This window comes from Nisaea sp. (genome assembly GCF_039990255.1).
In the GTDB taxonomy this organism is placed as follows: Bacteria; Pseudomonadota; Alphaproteobacteria; order Thalassobaculales; family Thalassobaculaceae; genus Nisaea.
Genome location: NZ_JBDXGG010000023.1, coordinates 121,797 through 143,674, shown reverse-complemented (window position 1 = coordinate 143,674; position 21,878 = coordinate 121,797). Strand labels below are relative to the sequence as shown.

Here is a 21,878-nt window from a genome sequence, read left to right as displayed (position 1 = left end):
ATCACCGCTCGATTGGCGGAGGTTCGGTATGTTAGGCCTCATGGAGGGGCCGTCGTTCACCGGCGTTCCAAGCATGTTGTTTTCATTGTTATGAAGTTTACCACAATGACCGAGCAAGCCCAGCAGTCGCCGGACCCCACGCCCCTCTACATTGAAAAGCCGGATGGCGCACGCCTCGCTTATCACAAACTGGACGGGCGCGGACCCACAATTGTCTTTCTTGGCGGCTTTATGTCCGACATGACGGGCACCAAGGCCTTGAAGCTTGGGGCTCTGGCGCGTGAACGGGGGCAGTCGTTCCTTCGATTGGATTATCAGGGACATGGCCAGTCTTCGGGAAAGTTCAAGGATGGCTCTATCGGGCTCTGGCTTTCCGACGCGCTCTACCTGATTGACCAGGTCACAGACGGCCCTCTGGTTCTCGTCGGCTCCTCAATGGGGGGCTGGATTATGCTGCAGACCGCCCTGCAACGGCCGCAGCGGCTTGCCGGGCTGGTCGGTATCGCTGCCGCGCCGGATTTTACCGAGGATCTGATGTGGGCAACATTCTCCGACGAGATCAAGGAGACGCTGCAGCGTGACGGTGTTTATTACGAGCCCTCCGAATACAGCGACGAGCCCTATACGATCACCATGAAGCTGATTGAGGATGGCCGGGACCATCTGGTGATGCGTGAAAGAATGCCGATCAATGTGCCCATCCGCCTATTGCATGGCATGCGCGACGAATCGGTGCCGTACGAGCTTTCACTGCGCATCGCCAAAAATGTTGAGAGCGAGGATGTCCAGGTCCGTTTCGTGAAGGACGGTGATCATCGGCTTTCGACCGATCGCGATCTTGAAATTCTGTCGCAGACCGTGGCGTCGTTGTGCGACGCAAGCGTTTGAACTTCACCGGCGCACTGCTCGCCGGAATTGCATTCCTCGTTACGATCCCGGTAGCGGCCGCTGCCGAGGTCGATCACCAGAAGGAATATCAAGCCTGTATGGCGCTTACCCGGGAACAGCCGGAGGAGGCCTATAGCAGCGGTATTGCCTGGTACAAGAAAGGCGGCGGCATTCCAGCGCGGCACTGTCTTGCGGTCGCTTTGCTGCAGCTGCACCAATATGACGAGGCCGCATCGCGGCTGGAGCGTCTGGCAACAGATCTCGGCACAGCGCGAACGGCTCTGCTCGGCAGTATACTGATGCAGGCGGGGCAAGCCTGGTATCTCGCCGGACGGGCCGACAAGGCGTTCAAGTTGCAGAGCGAACTGCTGGACCTGGCGCCGGGCGACCCGGAGCTTTGGGTGGACCGTGCTGTCACGCTTATGGAGCTGGAAAAACACGATGCAGCTCTCGCCGATCTTGACGAAGCGATCCGGCGGGATCCGGACCTGGCCGAAGCTCATATCTACCGGGCGGTGACATTGCGTCAGCTAGACCGGTTGGAGGATGCAGCACGAGAGGTCGAGATTGTTCTGGAGCTTGCACCGTTCAATCCGGATGCGCTGCTTGAACGGGGAATCCTTCGCCAGTATCAGGGCGATCTGGACGGTGCCCGTGATGACTGGCTGCAGGTCATCAGGCTTGCACCCGACTCGGGTGCTGCAGCTGCTGCACGCGGGCGTATCGAAGAGATGGACGTGGTCGTCCGCTAGCTGGATTCCGGCGGCTCAGAAATCCAGGTTGGCGTAGTGCGCCGGTGGGCGAACGCCGGGGATGTGGTCTGACAGCAAGGGGCGGAAGCTCGGGCGGGACTTGACACGGGCGTACCATTCCTTGGCTTCGGGATACTTTTCCCACGGCACGTCGCCGATATAGTCGACGGTGGAGATATGGGACGCGGCGGTGATGTCGGCGAGGCTGAAATGGTCTCCGGCGAGCCAGTTCCGCCGCTCCGCGAGAAAGCCTATATAGCTCAGATGGGTGGCGATATTCGTATGCCCAGCACGGATCGCCGCGCTTGAGGGTTCACCGGTGCCGAGGAAGCGTTTCATCAGCTTCTCTCCGACCAGCATCTCGGTCACTTCCGTATTGAACTTGTGGTCGAACCAGGCGACCAGACGGCGGATCTCGGCGCGCGCTGCGGCATCGCCGGGCAGAAGTGGGACATCCGGGCGCGTTTCCTCGATATATTCGGAGATTGCGCCGGAGTTGGCGACCACGGTTCCATTATCGTCGACGAAGACTGGCACCGTGCCGTCCGGGTTCATGGCAAGGAATTCCGGGCGCCGATCCCAGATCTGCTCGACCTTGGTCTCGGCCTCGATTTTCTTCTCGCCAAGGGATACGCGAACCTTCCGGCAGAAAGGAGAAATCCAAAGGTGATAGAGGGTCGGCATTCAATTCACCGTTAGGTCTGGGGGATGCCCTGTGGTTGGCGGCGCTAAACTAACAGAACCTTACCGATGCCGACAATCGCGAGTACACCGAGCAGGATAATCGCCGCCAATTTGACCGTTTCAGGTTGGGCAAGGCCATACAGCCGGTGTCCTATTGACGTGCCAATGGCCATGAGTGGGAACAAGAAAGCGCATCGCAGGAGCATGTCTATGCTCATCAGGTCCTTGTAGGCGGCGAGGCCGAGGGCGAAAATATCGACAAATATAAAAAAGGCGATTGCGGTCGCGCGCGTGGTCGAGACAGGTAGTGGAGACGACAGATAAAGCAGTATCACTGGAGGGCCGGGGACGCCGGACGCTCCAGACATGAGTCCCGCGACCACACCCGTTCCTGCCAGCATGCCATTGCCGGGCACAGACGCCAGCTTGAAACCCTTGGCGATCAGCAGGACTGAGGCCAGGATTCCGAAGTAAATCGCAATTTTCATCGGCTCCGGCGCCACCAGAAGAAGGCAGGCGAAACCGACTGGCACGCCTACGGCAGACCCGATGAGAAGCTGCCGGATTCCGATCCAGTGTACTTGCCGGAAAGTGCGCGGCAGCAGGGTAAAACCTGCGAGCAGATCGAGGATCAGAGTCAGGGGGACGACGGCAACCGGATCGGCGACCAGCAGCAATGCGCTGATCAGAATCAGCGCGAACCCGAATCCCGTGAATCCTCGGATGACCCCACCGATCAGTGTGGCTGTGATGGCGACCGCCCAGATATGCAAGTCCCACCCGATATACGCGCTCTCGAACATTACGTGATGAAGCCTTGGTTCACTGGGGAAATCAGGCTGCGCAGGATGCGCCCCGCGCTCCTTGTACGTCACTTGTCTTGCCGCTCCTAGGCAGCACTTCGCGGATTATCGGTTTATCCGCGAGGGATTGCAGCAGGTTGGGGGCGGCTCGAACCTGGAAGCGCGGTTGGTCGACTGGTCCAGGTAGTTCGAACCCGTAAGGCTCGGCCAGTACAAAGCCGTAGGGACTGTAATAGGAAGCTTCGCCGACCACGAGGCAAAGATCCCAGCCTTCCTGGTCCGCTTCTTCCAATGCCCTGGCGACAAGTGTGCGGCCGAGGCCCTTGCCTTGCAGGGCCGGATCGACCACCAGCGGGCCGAGGACCAGCGCGGGCATCACCGTATCCCCGTTTTCTACGTCGCAGCGCCAGAACCGGATGGAGGCGCCGATTTTGGCATCAAACCCCGTGCGGGCAACGAGGCTGAGGGATGGCACAGACGGACCCTGCCGCAGCTTGTAGACGGTCTTGGAGAGGCGTTCCTCGCCGAAACCAGTATTCAGCAGAGACTCAATAGCAGCCGCGTCGGCGGCGTTTTCTTTTTCGATGACGATCATTGTCGGGATTTCCGGCCTTGGGGTGGCCGTCCCGAAAAGGGAAGCGGCCTAGAGCGTGATGACGGACAGCGCACTACGCGCGGCGATACGTCGTCGTCGCGGGTTTGCTCGTCGCAAATCGTTGGCCTTCAGAATCATCTCGGTTCATTTCCCTAAGAGGAAATTTGCAATTACACGATGCGGCACGGCGATGCGAGAAAAAATGCCTGAAGAGTTGCCTTTAATCCCGCACAACACTTTTGAAGGCAGCCTTGAGAGCAAGCAATGCATCGCGTGGGCGCTCCTCGGTCACGCGGGAATGCAGCACCAAGGGTAAACGTGGTAAGTCGGGAAGGCCAAGTTTTGGACCAACATCGACGGCGCCGAGTGGCAGCATTCGGGGGGAAAGGGCGGCAATGCCGAGGCCGGCCATCACCGCCGCCGCAACCGTGGCGACGCCTCCACCGACAAAAGTCTCTCTCCATGTGACCCCGGCCGCGTCGAGCAGGTCGCCAGCCATCAGGCGCACGCCGCACGGCTCGGGCATGCTGGCGACGGGTATTGCGTCGTCGGGGCGATGCTGCCACCCGATGGCCGCGAACCAATGGAAACTCTCCTCGGCGAACGTTTCGCCGTCGTCGCGTCCGGTATCTACACGGGCAATGACAGCATCCAGTTCCCGGCTGTCGTATTGCTGAAGCAGATCGCCCGATGACCCGATCCTGATTTCAATCAGCAAATCGGGATTCTGGGCGTTCATGTGCCTGATCAGGGCTGGGAGTTCTGGCCCGGCGACATGGTCGCTTATGCCGATGGCGATGCGATGGCGTGTTTCGTCAAGCGCGTTCAGAGCCCGATCCTGTGCGTCCAGCAATCCGCGGGCGTGGCCAAGGAAAGCAGCCCCGCGCACTGAAAGCTTCACATGCCGAGGCGTCCGTTCGATCAACCTGCAGCCGAGCCTGTCTTCGAGGCGCTTCACTTTCAGGCTTACGGCCGATTGCGTCGTTCCTGAGATTTCCGCAGCTCGGGTGAAACTTCCGAGTTCCGCTACGCGGACAAATGCCTGAACAGCATCCAGGTCGAGTGTGTGACGTATCATTTTGAATTGTTATGATAGTTATAGAGATTGATAGGGTTTTTAAATAACACACGCATCCGCATTGTCAAAGTCCCATGAAAATGAAAGGACAATTGATGCCGATCGCACAAATCCAGTTACGCAAAGGCAAGCCCGAGGCCTACAGGCAGGCTATTTTCGACTCTCTCTATCGCGCATTCCGGGAGGTGCTGAATGTTCCTGAGGATGACCAGTTCATGACTATCACCGAGCATGAGGAGGCAAATTTTCGTACAGGCTCGGCATTTGGCATCAAGCGAAGCGAAGACACCATTTACATGCAGATCACCGTGTTCGACACGCGAATGGCCGAACATCACAAGTCATTGTTCAAGAGACTCGCGGATCTGCTGGGGGAAGATCCTGGGATCAGGCCGGAAGATCTATTCATCAATATCTACACGACGCCGAAGGCGAACTGGTCTGTCGGCAACGGTGTCCCCGTCACGCTCTAGCGCGTCAACGCGGACGGCCACTCAATCAGTCGAGTGGCCGTCCGTGACAGTAATATCAAGCGAGTTCCGCCAGCCGAGCCATGATCGCGGCGTTGGAGCGGATACCCCGGTGGAAGCAGACCATTTCGAACTTCTCGTTCGGGCTATGCACACGGTCATCTTCCAGGCCAAAGCCGACAAGCAAACTGTCGAGACCCAGAATGTTCCGGATCGAGCCCGCCGCCGGAATGGAGCCGCCCATTCCAATCAAGAGTGCGTCCCGGTCATACTCGTCGCGAAGCCCTGCCTGCGCTGCGCGCAGATAGTCCGAGTCGGTCGGTACCCGCAATGCCGGGAAACCTTCGGAATAGACGATCTCTAGTGTGTAGCCCTTCGGTAATCTGTCCTCGACGAACTTTTTCAGGCCTTCGATGATCTTTTCGGGGTCCTGGTCCGGCACCAGCCGGCAGGTAATCTTGGCCGAGGCCTCGGCGGCGATGACGGTTTTTCCGCCCGGATCCTGATAACCGCCGGTAATGCCGTTCACGTCCAGGGTCGGCCGCGCCCACAGCCGTTCGAGCGCGCTATAACCTTCTTCGCCGCCCGAGACTTCGAGGCCGACTTCCTTCAGGAAAGCTTCCTCGTCGAAGCCGAGCCCTTCCCATTGTTTCAACTCGTTCTCACCGACCGGCAGCACGTCTTCGTAGAAATCTTCGATCTTGATCCGGCCGGTTTCATCATGGAAATCGCCCAGGATTTTTGCCAGCAGGTTGATCGGATTGATGACACCACCGCCATACATGCCGGAATGCAGATCCCGGCTTGGTCCCGTGATCTTGACCTCGGTGGAGACAATGCCACGCAGCATATAGCTGATCGCCGGCTGGTCGACTGACCACATGCCGGTATCGCAGACCATGCAGGCATCGGCTTTTAGCTCATCCTTATGAGCATTGAGGAAGGGCTCCAGGCTTTCACTCCCGCTTTCCTCCTCGCCTTCCAGCAACACCGTGACGTCGATGGGAAGCGTGCCATGCACCGCGATCCAGGCGCGGAAGGCTTCGATGAAGGTCATCACCTGGCCCTTGTCGTCCACAGCCCCGCGGGCGACGATGCGTTTTCCGCGCTCCGCCTCGACGATCTTCGGCTCGAAAGGATCACTGTCCCAAAGCTCATAGGGATCCGCCGGTTGGACGTCGTAGTGGCCATAATAAAGCAGATGAGGCGCGCCTTCTGGCCCCTTGAAGTGGCCCACCACCATCGGATGCTTCTTGGCGTCGCGGACGGCTGCGTCGAAGCCGATTTCGGTAAGTTGGCCGGCCATCCATTCGGCGGCTCGACGCACATCCGGCGCATATTTCGGGTCAGTACTGATGCTGGGTATACGCAGCACGTCGACAAGCCGTTCGACTGACTGGTCCAGGCCGGCATCGATACGAGTCAGCACGGGGGCGAGAAGATCCTGTGTCATGTGTCACCATGTTCGCATTGAGGGCAATCCGCGCAGGCTGTTTTTCCGAGAGTGGAAAGCGCGAAGATTGATTGTCGCCAGTCTGGCTGGGTATCGTCCCCGGAACAAGGGCTTGAACTTAAGACTGGCCCGAGATTTTTGGAGGAAGCGCCGTGACGCGGCTATTGGACCTGATCAAGCCGGGTAAGCTTTTGATTGCCCCCGGTATCTTCGATGGTATTTCCGCGCGCATAGCCGACGAGTTTGGCTTTGAAGCGCTCTATATGACCGGTTACGGCGCTGTCGGCTCTCATCTCGGGCTGCCTGATGCGGGGCTAGCCAGTTACACCGACATGGTTGGCCGGGTGAAGGTGCTGGCGGATACGGTCTCGGCGCCGCTGGTTGCGGATGGTGACACCGGCTATGGCGGTCTGCTGAACGTGCAGCACACGGTGCGCGGCTACGAGGCAGCGGGTGCGGCCGGTATCCAGCTTGAGGATCAGGAGTTCCCGAAGAAATGCGGGCACACTCCGAACCGGAAGGTGATCCCGCTCGAGGACATGGTGCAGAAGATCAAGGTCGCGGTGGAGAGCCGGGACAATGCGGATTTCGCCATCGTCGCCCGCACAGATGCGCGCACGAACTACGGGCTCGACGAAGCCCTGCGCCGGGGTGAGGCCTTCGCCAAGGCGGGGGCGGATGTACTCTTCATCGAGGCCCCGGAAACGGTTGAGGAAATGGAGAAGATCTGCGGCAGTTTCGACAAACCGCTTTTGGTCAACGTGGTCGAAGGCGGGAAGACACCGGTCCTGAGCGCTGAAGAATACACCGATCTCGGTTATTCCATGGCGATCTATCCGGGCACTGGCTTCCTGGCCATGGGCGCGGCGCTCCGTTCTGTCTATGGGCGGTTGAAAGAGACTGGCTCCAGCAAAGGAGCGTCCCAGAAGCTGGACGATTTCGGTGCTTTCTCCCGCACCATGGGTTTCGGCGATGTTTGGGATTTCGAAAAAACCCACGCGCAGGACTGATATGCGGTGTGGTGCCGCATTGTGGAAGTCGATTTGTCATGGTGGAATAATTCGCCAGACTCCGCACACAGTTTTTGTCAGGAGTTAAGTGATGGCCGCCGTGTCGCCAAGAGATGGGGATCTGGCCGCGCGCCTTGAGCGCGCGTTGCAGGGAGAGGTACTTTTCGACCGCTTTTCCCGTGGCCGCTATGCGACCGATGCCTCGATCTATCAGGTCGAGCCGGTCGGCGTTGTCATCCCACAGAACCAGGCGGATCTGATTGCGGCGATGGAGATCGCGCGGGAGAACGGAGTGTCTCTGTTGCCGCGCGGAGGCGGTACCAGTCAGTGCGGGCAGACGGTGAACGAGGCCCTGGTGCTCGATTGCTCGAAGCACCTGAACAGGATCATCGAAATCGATCCGGAAAACATGCGTGCGGTGGTTGAGCCGGGCATTGCGCTTGACCATCTGAATGCTGCGCTGAAGCCTTATGGCCTGTTCTTCCCCGTCGATGTTTCGACAGCCAGCCGGGCCACCATTGGCGGCATGACGGCGAACAATTCCTGCGGCGGCCGGTCCATCCACTACGGCATCATGGTGGACAATGTGCTCTCCATCGATGCCGTGCTGCCGACCGGAGAGCAGCTTCATTTCGGATCGGTGCCGGGCAATCTCGGTGCCATCGAGACAGAGCCGCGCTACCGGGATCTGGTACAGGAAATGCGCGCTATTGCCGACCGTGAAGGTGGCGAGATTGCTGCGAAGTTTCCGAAGCTCATGCGCCGGGTTGGCGGCTACAATATCAACACGATCAATCCCGCCGGGCACAATATGGCGAGCCTGCTGGTCGGCTCAGAAGGGACGTTGACTGCGTTCCGCCAGGTCGAGTTGAAGCTGCACCGTATTCCGACCCACAAGGTCATGGGCGTTTGCCATTTCCCAACCTTCTACAAGGCGATGGACGCGACCCAGCATATCGTCAAGTTGAAGCCGCACGCGGTCGAGTTGATCGACCGGAACATGATCGAGCTTGCCCGCGAAATCCCGATCTTCAAACCGATGATCGCGGAATTCGTGAAGGGTGAGCCGGATTCGGTTCTTGTGGTCGAGTTTGCGGGTGAAGACCATGCGGCCTGCGTCACCCAGTTGCGCCAACTCGAAGTGCTGATGGCCGATCTCGGCTATCCGGATGCGGTGGTGGATGCGACTGCGCCAGCCCTGCAGGCCACCATCGGGGAAGTCCGGCGCCAGGGTCTCAACATCATGATGTCGATGAAACAGGCCGGAAAACCGGTCTCGTTCATCGAAGATTGTGCTGTTCCGCTGGAAGATCTGGCCGAATTTACAGACCGGTTGACCGAGGTGTTCGAGAGGCACGGGACGCACGGCACCTGGTATGCCCATGCCTCTGTCGGGTGTCTGCATGTCCGCCCGGTGCTGAATATGCGGGAAGAGGGCGATGTGAAGCGCATGCGCGCTATCGCCGAGGCCGCTTTCGACATGGTGCGGGAATTTAAGGGTTCCCATTCCGGGGAGCATGGCGACGGCATTGTCCGGTCCGAGTTCCATGAGAAGATGTTCGGCAAGCGGCTGGTCAATGCCTTCGGCGAGGTGAAGCGCGCGTTCGATCCGGAGTGTCTGATGAATCCGGGCCGTATCGTCGATCCGCCGAAAATGGACGACCGTTCCCTGTTTCGCTTCAAGCCTGGTTATGCGCCAGTTCCGATCGAGACGGCGCTGGACTGGTCGGAGTGGGGCGGCCTCTCCGGTGCGGTGGAGATGTGCAACAACAACGGTGCCTGCCGCAAACGGGATGCGGGTGTGATGTGCCCGAGCTTCCGGGCAACGAACAATGAAAAAGACCTGACCCGAGGCCGGGCAAACACGCTCCGGCTGGCGCTGTCCGGTCAACTCGGCCCCGAGGCGCTGGTTGCGCCGGAAATGAAAGAGACCATGAATCTCTGCGTTTCCTGCAAAGGCTGTAAGCGGGAATGCCCGACCGGCGTCGACATGGCGCGCATGAAAGTAGAGTTCCTGCATCACTACACGAAGAAGCATGGTTTAAAGTTAAAGGACCGTCTCGTATCCTACCTGCCGCGCTATGCGGAGGCGGCGTCCCGTTTTGGCTATCTGGCGAATGCGCGGGATGTGGTGCCGGGGCTGAAAGGCTTGTCCGAGGCGCTACTCGGTTTCAGCGCCAAGCGCAGTCTGCCGGTCTGGAGCGACGTGCCGTTTTCCGGTGGCGAGGCTGACGATATCGATCCGGATGAAAATGACGGGCGCGACGTGGTGTTGCTGAACGACACGTTCAGCACCTATTTCGAGCCGGAGAACCTGCGTGCCGCGCTGCGGGTCCTGAAGGCTCTGGGCTATCGCGTCCATGTCGTCGATCCACGCGGCGAGGGCGGACGCCATCTCTGTTGCGGACGAACCTTCCTGGCCTCCGGCCTCGTCGATAAGGCGAAGGAAGAAGCCCGGCGCATGATCGCGGCCTATCTGCCCTATGCACGACGCGGTATTCCGGTTGTCGGACTGGAGCCGTCCTGTCTCTTCACATTACGGGACGAATTCAAGGCGATGTTGCCGGGTGCGGACACGGACCTGATCGCTGAACATGCCCTGCTGTTCGAGGAATTCATCGCCCGGGAGCAACAGGCCGGAAAGATCGCCGCAGCCTTCAAGCCGGTTGCCGCAAAAGCGCTGGTGCATGGCCATTGCCATCAGAAGGCTTTCGCTGCGATGGGCGCGGTCGAGACTGCGCTACGGCTCGTGCCGGACATGGACGTTGAAGTCATCCAGTCGAGCTGCTGCGGCATGGCCGGGGCGTTCGGCTATGAAGCAAAAAACCTTGAGGTGTCGATGGCCATGGCGGAGCGCGATTTGCTACCCGCCGTTCGCGCGGCCGACGGGGACACTCTGCTCGTCGCCGACGGCACCTCCTGTCGCCATCAGATCAAGGACGGTGCCGCCCGCGAGGCGGTGCATGTCGCAACTATTCTGGACCGAGCGCTTGCGTAACGGCCAATCAGAGGAGACGTTTCATGACCTATAAATCCGGCCCGCATTTCTTGCAAATTCCCGGGCCGAGCCACGTGCCCGGCCGTATTTTAAGCGCTATCGGACAGCCAACGATCGACCATCGGGGCCCGGAATTCCAGACTCTCGCGAACGAGGTGCTGGCAAAGGTGAAGCCGATCTTCCAGACGGAATGCCCGGTTGTGATCCTGCCGTCTTCCGGCACCGGTGCCTGGGAAGCGGCATTGGTCAACACCATGAATGTCGGCGACAAGGTGCTGATGTTCGAGACCGGCCAGTTCTCCTCGCTCTGGGCAGAACTCGCCACGCGTCTGGGGCTGCAGCCGGAAGTGATCTCCGGTGACTGGCGCCATGGCGTCGATGCGGCGGCCATCGAGGCACGGCTGCTGGAAGACAAGGGGCATGAGATCAAGGCTGTCTGTGTCGTCCATAATGAGACCTCGACGGGTGTGACCTCGCAGATCCAGAAGGTCCGCAAGGCCATCGACGCGGCGAACCATCCGGCGTTGTTCATGGTGGATAGCATCTCCGGCCTCGCTTCGGCCGAATACAAGCACGACGAATGGGGCGTGGATGTCACCGTCAGCGGCTCCCAGAAGGGCCTGATGCTGCCACCTGGACTTGGCTTCAATGCAGTCGGTCCGAAGGCGCTGAAGGCAAACGAAAATGCGCGCATCAATCGTTCCTACTGGGACTGGAACAGCCAGATCGGCATGAACGCGGATGGCTGGTTCCCCTACACCCCTTCAACCAACCTGCTCTACGGCCTGAACGAAGCCTGCGACATGCTGATGGAAGAGGGGCTGGACAATGTCTTCGCCCGCCATGAACGCTTCGCCGAGGCGACCAGACGTGCCGTCCGGACCTGGGGGCTTGAAGTGCTCTGTCAGTCCGCCGACGAATACAGCCCAGTCCTGACCGCCGTTGTCATGCCGGAGGGGCATAGCGCGGACAGCTACCGGGCCACCGTACTGGACAAGTTCGACATGTCTCTCGGCTCCGGCCTCGGCAAGGTAAAGGATACGGTCTTCCGCATCGGTCACCTTGGTTACTTCAATGACTTGATGCTGATGGGCACCCTCTCTGGCGTCGAGATGGGCTTTGCCGTTGCCGGTGTGCCGCACAAGAAGGGCGGCGCCCAGGCTGCTATGGAGTATCTGACCGGCAACGCCTGACGGTTTGAACTCAGGGCAGGGTCGTTACATCGAGAACACCGTCGGCGCGCATCCGCCAGTCCGGATGATCGCCGGCGATCGCCGCCGCGAAACGATGATGATATAGCGGTAGCCACGGCGGGTCCTGCCGGAGAGCAATGTAGCTCTGCCGGTGGATTTCTTCGCGGGCGACTGGATCAACGATGCGCCGGGAGCGGTCGAGCAGAGCCTCCACCGCGTCGTTGCGATATCCTTCCCACCAGGAACCACGGACCCGGCTGTCGATCTTTTCGTACAGCACGCGGAACGTGCTCATCGGGCTGGAATCGAAAACGCACATGTCGTGGATTTTCTTGTCCCGGATCTGCTCCGCATAGGCCACTCGATCCTCTACCGTGTGAACAATGAGCGTGACATTGATGAGCGCCAACTGACGGGCGAGGGCGCTGGTCAGGGCCTGCGCTTCGTCCGGTAGTTTTGTCGGGCAGTCTACATTCAGCATGAGACCGTCGCCATACCCGGCTTCGGCAAGAAGGGCCCGAGCTGTCCCGAGGTCGGGTATAATATCTGCCGGCTCGGCTGCGGCGCCGATATGGGCACTGCTGATAAAACCGCCCAGCGGCGCTCCTGCGCCGTCGAGCACCTCTGCGATAAGCGCCTGCCTGTCGACAACGAGCGCGATCGCGCGCCGTACCCGGGGATCGCTGAACGGCCCCGATGCGGCATTCAGCAAGTAGATGATCGCTGTCGGGTCGAAATAATCGTGCTGCGTGATGCTGTCGCCAAGCAGCGCTGCATCTACCGGTGAGAGTCGGGTCGCTATCTGTGCTCGACCGGCTGCGATCGCTCCCGCTCGCGCTTCTGACAACGGCACACAATGCCAGATCAGTTGTTCTTGTGGCCGGGCACCACCCCACCAATGTGGATTGGCTGTCATGCGAACCTCCCGACCGGCCTCGGCGCCATCGAACTGGAAAGCCCCGCTGCCGACAGGATGGTGCAGAAAGTCGGGGCGGTCTGCCAGATGGGGCGGCAGGGCATAGCCGGAGACCAGAATATCAAGCAGATCAGCAGTCGGCTCTACCGTCTCTATCGTCAGGGTCAGAGGGTCGGGGGCAGTGATACGGGCGCCGCCGAGATACTGCCCCCAGACAGCCGGTGCGCCGAGGGTTGCGCCGATGTCGGGCCGCTGCATTCGTTCGATGGAGTATTTCATTGCCTCCGCATCAAGCGGACTGCCGTCGTGAAAGCGTAGCCCCGGCCGGAGCCGGAAGGTCCAGCGGCAGGCATCGTCAGCCAATGTCCAGCTCTCCGCGAGAGCAGGTATGAACCGTCCGTCTGCACCTCGCCGGACGAGTGCGTCGAACATGGCCTCCAGCATGGCTAAAGTGTCTGAGTTGTCGGTGCAGTCCTGCGGATCAACAAGTTCGATGCGTGACTGCAAAATCGTTGTGGTCGGCGTCATTGTTCTCTCCCTCTACGAAGAGCATATCGTGCAGGGGACGCGGAGTTAATTGTGAGCGTCTCGCTCAGCGAAATGCCTCGATCAATCTTCCCGAAAACCGCGGAAAAGGATTTGGGAGATAGGTCCGAGCACGTAGTCGGTTGCTGTCCGGGCTTCAGTCAGAAGAGCAATGTCAGCGGCCATTCCGACCTTCAGGGCCGATATGGCCGCGGATTGACCATTGCTGGAATCGAGCCGCAACCTTGCCTCATAGAAAGGCTGTCCGGTTTTCTCGTCTTCCAGCAGGTCCGCTGAAATCCGGACGACCCGCGCATGCAGCGGCGGCCTGTCTCTCCAACGGTGGGACCTGATACGGATTTCTGCAAGTTGGCCGCGATAAACCGCGTCGATATCCGCCGCGCGGACGCGGGCGTCGACAACCAGCTCATCCTGCCTCGGCACGATGCTCAGTATCGGTTCACCCGGCTGCACCACACCGCCGATCGTATGGAAAGCGAGATCGACAATCTCGCCCGATGCGGGCGCACGTATTTCCGTGTTGCGGAGCCGGTCACGGGCGCTTTTCAACTTCTGGCGCAACGTTGCGATCTCGTTAGAGGTTCGGGTCAGGGATTCGGCGAGTTCCGTCTGGCTCTGGCTTCGGAAGGCCAGGAGGTTGAGCCGGGCTGCTGCGAGATTTTCCTCTGCCTGGGCGATCTTGCTCCGGAGTGTGTTCCGCTGGCCGAGAAGGGCTTCGCGGGCGCGCTTCAGGGCCAGCAGCCGGGGTTTTCGCTCCAGTCCCTTGCTCAGCAAGGTGGAAACATCTGCAGCTTCCTCCTCGATCATCGGAAGCTGCCTATTCGTGGATTGAACTTGTGCCTCCAGGGAGCGCACCTCTTCCTCTATTTCTGCAATCCGGCGTGCCAGCACCAGCTCCTTGCCTTTCTGTTCCTCTCTTGCCGCGGTGAACAGTGTCTGCTCGATTTGCATCACTCGCTGGGCATCGGCGTCTGTTGCGTTCCCGGTCAGAGCCGATGGCCAATCCGGCTTGTCTGCGCCGCGCAGGGCAGCCGATAGCCGCGCCTCCCTGCCACGAACCTGCATCAGCTGATTGCGTGTCGTGTCATGCTCAGTCCAGGCTTCTGACGGATCGAAGCGTAGCAGCGGTTGCCCAAGGGTAACGCTGTCTCCTTCCGAAATCAGAAGCCGCAATATTCGTCCCCCGTCGCGGCTCTGAACGGTTTTTTTATAGGATTGAACGAGCACGCGGCCCTCAGCCAGCACCGCTGCATTGATTGGAACGAGCCAACTCCAGAGCATTGCTCCGATCAAGAAGAGTGAAATCGCGGAGAGGGCGGACAGGCCAATGAAACCGATGCGGGGACCGGCATCGAACTTCCCGGTTCGGCAATCTGCGAGCGTACTCATGATGGAGCCGGTTCGGGCAACGGAGGTGAAAGGTCGGCTGCTGGTAGCGGAGCCGGGACAGCGATTTTTGCGATGGCTCCATTATCCAGCAGGATCACCCGGTCCGCACTGCGCAGCATCTCCTGGCGATGGCTGGTGACAATGATCATCCGGCCTCTCTCTTTCAGCCATTTGAGCGTGGTTAGCAGGGCTTTGAGGGCGCGTGCGTCCAGATTACTATCCGGCTCGTCCAGCAGGATCAGCGCGGGATCGCCGTAAAAGGCGCGGGCAATGCCAATCTGTTGCCTTTGCCCGCCTGTAAGCGTGTCGATTGGGCTGTCATAAGCATTGGACAGTCTGCCGATCACGTTGTGAATACCGGCAAGCTTTGCGGCTTTGACCGTTGCGTAGGGATCGCCCTCCGAATTCCGGGAAATAATCGTGCTAACAGATCTGCCGAAAAGCTGGACCGATTGGGGCAGATATCCGACATGATGACCGAAATCGTCCCTGCTCCAGCTATGGGTTTCGTGGCCGTCCAGCGTGACGAAGCCGGCGGTTGGTTGCCAGAGGCCCGTCATGAGCTGAAGGAGCGTGGTTTTTCCAGACGCCGCAGCGCCTGCGATACAGACGAACTCTCCGCTGCCGAGCTCGAACGAGATGCCTTTCAGGGCTGGCCGCGATGCACCTGCGGGAACAAAAGAGACATTATCGAGACTTAGTCTGGTGCACGGACGGGGTTGGGGCATCCAAGAGCGCTGCAACCGTCCGGGTTCATCAAGCGTCGCCGCAATGCGCTGGATCGCGTCTGCCGCCGCATTCCAATGACGCCAACGGTCGAGAAGTTGCTCAAGCGGGGCGAGCGCACGCCCGAGGATGATGGAGCTGGCGAGCAACGTGCCGAAATTGGCGGCCTGTTCAAGAACAAGTAATGTGCCGCCACCGAACACGGCCAATTGTACGGCGAGACGGAAGCCTCTCGCCGTACTCAGAATGATAGCCTGGCGTTCAGCTCCGCGCATGTTTGCGGCGATCATTGCGGCGTTTTGAGCGCGCCATCTCCGTGCGACGTTGCCAAGCATTCCCATAGCATCAATGACTTCGCCACAGCGCAGGGCATCGCCGATCTCGCGGTAGGCGGCCTCAGCTGAGTCTCTGCTTTGCCTGGCTGGCGCTCTGGTCAGGAGATCGTTCGCAGCGGCCATGACGAGGAGAACAAACCCCGCGCCGAGTCCGAGCCATCCGAAATAGGGATGCATAAGGAAGAGGGCTCCGAAGAACATTGGTGCCCAGACCATTTCCAGTCCGGCGGTTAAAGCGCCACCTGAAACAAAATCGCGCAGCAGCCCGATATCCTTAAGCAACTCGGCCGGTCGTTCGCCGCCACTGAGAGAGAGCGCCGAGATCGGCGCGATTGCGACGTCGCCAAGTCGCTCCGCCAGCCAGCCGGAAAGACGTTGATAGGTCAGGCTGCGTAGGTAATCGAGGATGGCATAAAGAAGAATGGCTCCGCCGGCGAGGATCGACAACCCGGCGATGGTCGCAACGCTGCCGCTTGCCGTTACGCCGGAGAACAGTTTCAGCATGTAAAGTGGAGGAACAAACATAGTGAGTGAAATTGCAAAACTCAGAACAATGCAGAGTATCAATCCCGGGACGCACTTCAGAAGTATTGACTGAAAGCGCTGGGATGAGGGCGAGGCTGCACTGTCTTGCTTTGGCATCATTCTTGATTTCGCATAAATACAACCAAAAAGTTTGTAAAATTGACTGCATCTGTGTGCGAGCCGTCTGGTCTGTATTTGTTTTCAACACTTTCCGGCGAAGTTCGAGAGTCTCAATCTGCGCTGGGTTCTATGTCAGCCCACGCTGATGAAGGAGCTTATGTCGCCAAGCAGGTCGTTTGCACTCAGGCCATCGATGGTAACGACATTGCCGTTGCCGAAATCGATCACTGCATTTCCCTGCGCGTCGCTGGAAATGCGGCTGGCAAGATCGCCTGGTTCCGCGACCGATAAGCCATTAATCCCGTTAGCAACCCTGATCGTGTCGGTACCGGCGACAAAGTCATAGATGACATCGACGTCGCTATTGGTTCGAAAGACAAATTGATCGCCACCGAGATTTCCGTGCAAGACGTCGTCCCCACGCCCGCCCTCCAGGGTGTCGTCGTTTTGACCGCCATAGAGAGTGTCACTGCCAGCGCCGCCGTAGACCACATCATTCTGCTGGTTTCCGTAGATGATATCGTCACCGGTATTTCCGTAGACGATGTCAGCGCCCTTATTCCCCATGAGGAAATCGCTGTCGTCCCCGCCAGATATACAATCTTCTCCCTGGCCGCCGAAAAGGCTGTCCGCACCGTCGCCCGCGAAGAGCGTGTCGCTTTCCGTGTTGCCGTAAATGATGTCATCGCCGAGGCCGCCGGCCAAGTAATCGGAGCCGACTCCGCCGCGAACAAGATCGTCGCCACTGCCTGCGTGAACCTTGTCACCACCGCTTCCGCCGGTAATCAGGGCATCGCCGACGCCCTGCACGATCAGGATCTGTCCGGCTGCGGATTCCGGATCAAGTGAGATCGAAATCTGCTCTCCATCAGGAGCCAGAACGGTCGCCGCGGGCGTCGCTTCAGAGATGACGAATGGTTGCAGGTTTTCGATGCCGGACGAGTTGTCAGATGACTCAATAGCAACTGTCTCAATCGCCCCTTCCGACACGCCGATTCTATCGAGGAAGTCGCGAATGAGCGTGCTTTGCTCCGCGTCTATGTTCTGATTTTCTATCGGATCAAAACTTCCCCCTACTATGGATGCCACGAGATGTTCCTCCTTTGCGGTCGGGTCGATGTCATGGCCAATGTCAGTCCTTTCGATACCCTTGAGGTACGACCATGAAAGTGTCCTGATAGTGCAGGGCGCCTGGTTTTTCGGCCCATTTCCCGGGGTCGAACCCCACGACTCTGAGGCCACTGTCCTCCAGCATCCGGGTCCAGGTCGCGCTGGTGTAGCCGGCGAAGAAATCCTGCCCCTGATAGGCGTAATAGCACCCTTGCTCCTCCTGTGAGACGGACCGGTGCAGGCCGGTCCGGCGCACGAAATCGAAGAAGAATTCGTCAATGATGAAGCAGGTCAGATACGCACAGCCGCCGGGCTTCAATACGCGGGACAGTTCCGAGAAATAGCTGATGCAATCCTGTTTCTGGAGATGGGTAAAGAGAGAGACGGCGAAAGCGAAATCGACCTGCTCACTTTGCAGCTCTGAAAGGTGATAGCGGTTGGCGGCACCAGCATCGCGGGGCTCGAAATAGTAGTTATTAACGGCTTCTCGCTGAATGAAGCGGATGCTGCCAGTGTCGGAGGTTATGTTGTTTCGGCACCAATTGATCCCTTCTAGCCAAACGTCGACTCCGAAATAGGCTCCTGCGTCCAGATGCTCGGCCAAGGGGATCGCCAGCCGCCCGCAACCGCAACCGAGGTCGAGGACTGTGTGCGTCCGGTCGATGTTGCCGCGCTGTACCAACTCGCCAAACAGATCGCACATCGTCGCTCGGAAATGGGTCTCGTCCGGACTCCCGACGACGTTCATCATGGCTGCTGGTGGGAGCGCGCTTGTCGCCATGGACCAGCAGGATTCGATAGTTTGCCGCACCCGCTGCGCCTTTCCCGCGTTGGCATTGATTTCTGTCTGCAAGGCGCTGATATAGGCGCTGGTCGCTGGAAGTGGCTCAGTCATCGGCGGATATCCGTTGCTCGTCGACATGCTCCACATGTGGCCGCTGCCGACCCTGGTGCCGGCCAAACTTGGTGAAGTGGTCAAAAGCGGTTTTGAAGCGTCCCTCGGCAATCGCCCGGGCGATATCAGGGTTTTCCATCCGGTACGCCATCTCGTCGAAGTCCGGCGGCGATTGGATCACGGTCGACTGGATATATTGATCGGCCAGGCCTGAGATCTGCCGGATCAGATCGCCCGCCTCGACGGACAGGCCCCGAGTGCGGATGATCTCTGTTACGGTCATTTGCAGGAGAACCCAGCGCCGGTCGAGTTCCTGTTGCTGGTCGTCACAGCGTGTTTTCAGTCTTTCCGTTTCCACTCCATCTGTTCTGCCGGATACATTGATCGGGGCTGTCTGGAGACGTGATCGCAAGTCTCCTAATCCATATGCGTGTCCCATCAGCCCTGCGAGCGTGGCAAATCCCGGCTCGCGCGCTGCACGCCGGAGATAGCGGTTTCTCAATATGGCACTGAAGGCGACATGCGGATTTTCACGTCCGCTGTCGGAATTCGCGTAACTGCCGCCCGTGTCTTCACCTTCATCAGAACGGTGATGATATTTAGCCAACGGCAATGGCAGCACACCGATATCGGCTTCCATCAGAAAGCGCAGATTGAAATCCCAATCCCCCAACACCGGGAGTGTCTCGTCGAACCCGCCAAGGCGCTCCCATAATGTGCGGCGGAACAGGAAAGAAATCGGTGGGAACACATTGCCGGCCGCCATTTCAGCGATCTGCACATTCTGGAGCCAGTTGTTGAAGGGGCGGCGGCCGCATTCAAGGACTGTGGTGCCGGAGATAACCTCTTCGATATGAATGCTGTGGCAGACGACGCCGTCGTAAAGACTTTTATGCCGATTCAAGAAACTGACGGATTGCTCGAGGAAATCCGGCTCCCAGCTGTCGTCGTCGTCGTGGATGACAATCAGATTGGAGGAAGAGGCGCGGATACCGGCGTTGGATGCCGCTTCCATACCGAGGCTTTCCGGGTGCGAGAGGAAGATAACCCGGCCCGGATCGACCAGAGATCCTTCCAGAACAGTGCGCACCGGCTCCGGATCGCCGCCATCGTTTACAATAACCCAGCGGACATTTTGATAGGTCTGCCTGGCAACGCTGCGGGCGGCTCTTTCCAGAAGGATGGAGCGATCCTTGGTGCGGGTGATGATCGCAACGGATGGCTCATCCGCGCATGGCGACCGTGTAACCTTCGCTTGCAATGTCCGTTGGGCGCGTTCCCGACGTTCTCCGTCAAACTCAAGTGTCGCTTGACCCGATCCCCAGAGTGCCTCTTCGATCCGCTTTTCTGGCGTATCGCCTGGATAGCGGTCCTTTGCCGGCAGCAGGACGGAAACCGAGCCTGTGCGCCCAAGATCGAGAGAGCGCGGTTTTAGCGCGAGCTGTTCCAGGTCTGCCGGGGTGGGGGACGCGATCATGTCTGGGAGGCGGGTCATCGCCATCGCGTAAGCGGCTGAAATCTCCAGCGGATTGTCCGATGCGCGGGCTTCGATATGCTCGATGACGCCTTCATAGGCCAGGTCGGGCAATTCCTGGCTCTGGTTTTCTGTCGCTGCTCCGTGTGCCACGGCGTCGATGTCCTTGCGGTCGAGTTGCTCGATCGAAGGTAAAGAAGGCTCGAACAGGTTTTCGATCAGGTGACGGTGAAGGACGAGGACCGAGGCAAGGTTTTCTGGATCGATGTCCGGGCTGTCGAACATCAGCCCGGACATTCTCCCGGGACGGGCCCCGAGAATATCAGCGCGCCCGATACAGCCAAAATACAGACCACTCCAGTCTTTCTCAGGGAAGGTCCGTTCGAGCAGAAGTTGTTGAGTGCCGCGCCATCCGGTATCGATCAGAACAAGCCTCTCCGCCGGTCCTGCGATGACATCGAGATAGTCACCGAAGAGGTGCGCCTGTTGGTTCAGATGGCGCCGTACGCGCTTTGCTACTGGAATGTCCCTGCGCAGGAACTCGTGAAGTGGCTGTTGCCGGATCTGGGGAATGTCTCGTTTCAGGTGGCTGGTTGGAGACTCCGTACGGAGCAAGGCTCGGACGATGGTGTCGAGGCTCTCTCCATCAAGTTCCTGGGCGAGAGCGGTCAGGGCTAGGTCCGGGGCTGCTTTGAAGGCTGCCTTGACTGCCATGAGGCGCGAGGTCTTGAACAGAACGGCATGATCGGGAAGGGTCGAACCACGCTGCTCCAGCCATTTGCTGTAGAGGGAGCGTATACGAAGGCCGGCACGGAGCCCGAACAGAATACGGTCGCGCTTTGGATCGGTCTGTAAAAGATGCGCGTGCAGCCTCAGTAGGTAGAGGTTCACGAGCGGACCGAGAAGGTCTCGTCCGATCTCCCGGGGGCCTCTTTTTCCTTTGGACCGTTTTATCATGGCGCGAACCTGCATTCATGCGCGAAACCGGCATCCAGTGTGGTGATCTCCGCACGGGTTTCGGCAAAACGGGTTCGTCGTTGGTGAAGCTCTTTGTCCGGCAAGGGAAGATGCAGCGCATGCCAGCCGCGACGCTTTGCGCCGCGGTAATCGTGCTCCAGATTGTCGCCGATATGCAGGGCATGACTCGGTTCAACGTTGAGTGCCTTCGAAACATAGTCGAACAGGCCACCGTCAATCTTGCTACCGTTGCCATCCGCTGAGGAATAGATCTTTGGGGGAGATCCGGAATGGTGTTTTGCCGCGAGAATTTGTCCGATCCGCCGACTGTCGAGATACATGTCGGAGAGAAACACAGTGCGAAGCGAGGGGAATCGCTCTCTGAGCTCGGGGACCAGCGGATTGAGCGAAACATCCTCGATCTCACATTCTTCCTCAGTCCGGATGTAGTGTTCCGTCAGATCCGGTCGATTGAGAAGTGCGCAGACGGTTCCGGCAATTTCGTCGAGCGACGGATCGCTGCCAACGATGGAGTGCCGCTGCATTCCGTAGGCGGCGCGCATCGCGGCGATGCGGACAAGCAATGTGTCTTCCGGCGTCGGATCAGGCCCGGTGGCGCGTTCCGGAATGGTTTCATAGAAGCGCTTTGAGAGAGACCAGAAACGGCCAAGTTCTGATCCCGGTGACCGGAGCAAGGCTGTATCGAAGACGTCGATAGAAAGCAGAGTGATCTTGTGGGCTGCGATAGTCCGGCCTATTGCCTCAAGGAGCTGTGTTCTGTTAGCCGGATCGGCATAAAAGGACCGCAGGCTGTTGGCCTCTTTCTGAATGCTAAGATAGGGAAATAGCGCATGATCTGTAGGCGCACTATTCCCCCGCTCGGCATCGCTATCGATTTTCCCGTGCCCGTCCATCGATCCCGGTCCTGCGTCGCCGCGGAACTTTGCCCACAGCAAAACGG

The 21,878-nt window shown here is 59.2% G+C and carries 18 protein-coding genes; 6 read left to right on the top strand and 12 right to left on the bottom strand.

Annotated features, from left to right (window positions below; genetic code table 11):
• Window positions 1–105: 105 nt before the first annotated feature.
• Both ABJ076_RS21805 and ABJ076_RS21800 read left to right on the top strand, forming a co-directional pair.
• Complete coding sequence (locus ABJ076_RS21805; protein ID WP_348195009.1) at window positions 106–888, top strand: alpha/beta hydrolase; 783 nt, start codon at window positions 106–108, stop codon at window positions 886–888.
• Window positions 870–1,640 carry a tetratricopeptide repeat protein gene (locus tag ABJ076_RS21800; RefSeq protein WP_348195007.1) on the top strand — a complete coding sequence of 257 codons (771 nt, stop codon included), beginning with the start codon at window positions 870–872 and terminating at the stop codon, window positions 1,638–1,640. The genes ABJ076_RS21805 and ABJ076_RS21800 overlap by 19 nt, the downstream gene beginning before the upstream one ends.
• 15 nt (window positions 1,641–1,655) lie before the next feature.
• Here ABJ076_RS21800 and ABJ076_RS21795 read toward each other — a convergent pair whose 3' ends face one another.
• From ABJ076_RS21795 to ABJ076_RS21780, 4 genes are all read right to left on the bottom strand, one after another.
• The gene (locus tag ABJ076_RS21795) at window positions 1,656–2,324 is read right to left on the bottom strand and encodes a glutathione S-transferase family protein (RefSeq protein ID WP_348195005.1); all 669 of its coding nucleotides are present in this window, start codon (window positions 2,322–2,324) and stop codon (window positions 1,656–1,658) included.
• 44 nt (window positions 2,325–2,368) lie between these two features.
• On the bottom strand, window positions 2,369–3,127 hold the full coding sequence (locus tag ABJ076_RS21790; RefSeq protein WP_348195004.1) for a sulfite exporter TauE/SafE family protein: 759 nt from the start codon (window positions 3,125–3,127) through the stop codon (window positions 2,369–2,371).
• Between the two features lie 31 nt (window positions 3,128–3,158).
• On the bottom strand, window positions 3,159–3,722 hold the full coding sequence (locus tag ABJ076_RS21785; RefSeq protein ID WP_348195002.1) for an N-acetyltransferase: 564 nt from the start codon (window positions 3,720–3,722) through the stop codon (window positions 3,159–3,161).
• A 220-nt stretch (window positions 3,723–3,942) separates the two neighbouring features.
• Complete coding sequence (locus tag ABJ076_RS21780) at window positions 3,943–4,800, bottom strand: LysR family transcriptional regulator (RefSeq protein WP_348195001.1); 858 nt, start codon at window positions 4,798–4,800, stop codon at window positions 3,943–3,945.
• A gap of 95 nt (window positions 4,801–4,895) precedes the next feature.
• On the opposite strand from ABJ076_RS21780, the gene ABJ076_RS21775 reads away from it, so the two are divergent.
• Window positions 4,896–5,273, top strand: coding sequence for a tautomerase family protein (locus tag ABJ076_RS21775; RefSeq protein WP_348194999.1), 378 nt, complete (start codon window positions 4,896–4,898; stop codon window positions 5,271–5,273).
• Between the two features lie 55 nt (window positions 5,274–5,328).
• Here the strand turns inward: ABJ076_RS21775 and ABJ076_RS21770 are convergent, their stop codons facing one another.
• Window positions 5,329–6,723: a dipeptidase gene (locus tag ABJ076_RS21770; RefSeq protein WP_348194997.1), complete on the bottom strand. Its 1,395-nt coding sequence runs from the start codon at window positions 6,721–6,723 to the stop codon at window positions 5,329–5,331.
• 152 nt (window positions 6,724–6,875) lie between these two features.
• Here ABJ076_RS21770 and ABJ076_RS21765 point away from each other — a divergent pair, with 152 nt between their 5' ends.
• The 3 genes from ABJ076_RS21765 (at window position 6,876) to ABJ076_RS21755 (ending at window position 11,924) form a co-directional block, all read left to right on the top strand.
• Entirely contained in the window at window positions 6,876–7,733 is an 858-nt protein-coding gene (locus ABJ076_RS21765; protein WP_348194995.1) for an isocitrate lyase/PEP mutase family protein, read from the top strand.
• 91 nt (window positions 7,734–7,824) lie between these two features.
• Window positions 7,825–10,731 (top strand): FAD-linked oxidase C-terminal domain-containing protein, encoded by a 2,907-nt coding sequence (locus ABJ076_RS21760; RefSeq protein ID WP_348194993.1) that lies wholly within the window; start codon window positions 7,825–7,827, stop codon window positions 10,729–10,731.
• A gap of 23 nt (window positions 10,732–10,754) precedes the next feature.
• On the top strand, window positions 10,755–11,924 hold the full coding sequence (locus ABJ076_RS21755; RefSeq protein WP_348194991.1) for an aminotransferase class V-fold PLP-dependent enzyme: 1,170 nt from the start codon (window positions 10,755–10,757) through the stop codon (window positions 11,922–11,924).
• Window positions 11,925–11,934: 10 nt separating this feature from the next.
• On the opposite strand, the gene ABJ076_RS21750 is transcribed toward ABJ076_RS21755, so the two are convergent.
• The 7 genes from ABJ076_RS21750 to ABJ076_RS21720 form a co-directional block, all read right to left on the bottom strand.
• Window positions 11,935–13,368 (bottom strand): ABC transporter substrate-binding protein, encoded by a 1,434-nt coding sequence (locus tag ABJ076_RS21750; RefSeq protein WP_348194989.1) that lies wholly within the window; start codon window positions 13,366–13,368, stop codon window positions 11,935–11,937.
• A gap of 81 nt (window positions 13,369–13,449) precedes the next feature.
• Window positions 13,450–14,775 (bottom strand): HlyD family type I secretion periplasmic adaptor subunit, encoded by a 1,326-nt coding sequence (locus ABJ076_RS21745; RefSeq protein ID WP_348194987.1) that lies wholly within the window; start codon window positions 14,773–14,775, stop codon window positions 13,450–13,452.
• Complete coding sequence (locus tag ABJ076_RS21740) at window positions 14,772–16,478, bottom strand: ATP-binding cassette domain-containing protein (RefSeq protein ID WP_348195074.1); 1,707 nt, start codon at window positions 16,476–16,478, stop codon at window positions 14,772–14,774. Before ABJ076_RS21740 ends, ABJ076_RS21745 begins: the two co-directional genes overlap by 4 nt.
• 135 nt (window positions 16,479–16,613) lie before the next feature.
• Window positions 16,614–17,570 (bottom strand): calcium-binding protein, encoded by a 957-nt coding sequence (locus tag ABJ076_RS21735; protein ID WP_348194985.1) that lies wholly within the window; start codon window positions 17,568–17,570, stop codon window positions 16,614–16,616.
• Between the two features lie 43 nt (window positions 17,571–17,613).
• Entirely contained in the window at window positions 17,614–18,486 is an 873-nt protein-coding gene (locus tag ABJ076_RS21730) for a class I SAM-dependent methyltransferase (RefSeq protein WP_348194983.1), read from the bottom strand.
• Window positions 18,479–20,917, bottom strand: a complete 2,439-nt coding sequence (locus ABJ076_RS21725) for a glycosyltransferase (RefSeq protein WP_348194980.1) — start codon at window positions 20,915–20,917, stop codon at window positions 18,479–18,481. Before ABJ076_RS21725 ends, ABJ076_RS21730 begins: the two co-directional genes overlap by 8 nt.
• Complete coding sequence (locus ABJ076_RS21720) at window positions 20,914–21,831, bottom strand: HAD hydrolase-like protein (protein WP_348194978.1); 918 nt, start codon at window positions 21,829–21,831, stop codon at window positions 20,914–20,916. The genes ABJ076_RS21725 and ABJ076_RS21720 overlap by 4 nt, the downstream gene beginning before the upstream one ends.
• Window positions 21,832–21,878 lie beyond the last annotated feature (47 nt).

Coding starts and splice junctions, on each gene's coding strand:
- ABJ076_RS21760 (WP_348194993.1), top strand. CDS start 7,825: ATGGCCGCCGTGTCGCCAAGAGATGGGGATCTGGCCGCGCGCCTTGAG.
- ABJ076_RS21745 (WP_348194987.1), bottom strand. CDS start 14,775: ATGAGTACGCTCGCAGATTGCCGAACCGGGAAGTTCGATGCCGGTCCC.
- ABJ076_RS21730 (WP_348194983.1), bottom strand. CDS start 18,486: ATGACTGAGCCACTTCCAGCGACCAGCGCCTATATCAGCGCCTTGCAG.
- ABJ076_RS21755 (WP_348194991.1), top strand. CDS start 10,755: ATGACCTATAAATCCGGCCCGCATTTCTTGCAAATTCCCGGGCCGAGC.
- ABJ076_RS21805 (WP_348195009.1), top strand. CDS start 106: ATGACCGAGCAAGCCCAGCAGTCGCCGGACCCCACGCCCCTCTACATT.
- ABJ076_RS21740 (WP_348195074.1), bottom strand. CDS start 16,478: ATGCCAAAGCAAGACAGTGCAGCCTCGCCCTCATCCCAGCGCTTTCAG.
- ABJ076_RS21770 (WP_348194997.1), bottom strand. CDS start 6,723: ATGACACAGGATCTTCTCGCCCCCGTGCTGACTCGTATCGATGCCGGC.
- ABJ076_RS21780 (WP_348195001.1), bottom strand. CDS start 4,800: ATGATACGTCACACACTCGACCTGGATGCTGTTCAGGCATTTGTCCGC.
- ABJ076_RS21785 (WP_348195002.1), bottom strand. CDS start 3,722: ATGATCGTCATCGAAAAAGAAAACGCCGCCGACGCGGCTGCTATTGAG.
- ABJ076_RS21775 (WP_348194999.1), top strand. CDS start 4,896: ATGCCGATCGCACAAATCCAGTTACGCAAAGGCAAGCCCGAGGCCTAC.
- ABJ076_RS21750 (WP_348194989.1), bottom strand. CDS start 13,368: ATGACGCCGACCACAACGATTTTGCAGTCACGCATCGAACTTGTTGAT.
- ABJ076_RS21725 (WP_348194980.1), bottom strand. CDS start 20,917: ATGATAAAACGGTCCAAAGGAAAAAGAGGCCCCCGGGAGATCGGACGA.
- ABJ076_RS21790 (WP_348195004.1), bottom strand. CDS start 3,127: ATGTTCGAGAGCGCGTATATCGGGTGGGACTTGCATATCTGGGCGGTC.
- ABJ076_RS21795 (WP_348195005.1), bottom strand. CDS start 2,324: ATGCCGACCCTCTATCACCTTTGGATTTCTCCTTTCTGCCGGAAGGTT.
- ABJ076_RS21720 (WP_348194978.1), bottom strand. CDS start 21,831: ATGGACGGGCACGGGAAAATCGATAGCGATGCCGAGCGGGGGAATAGT.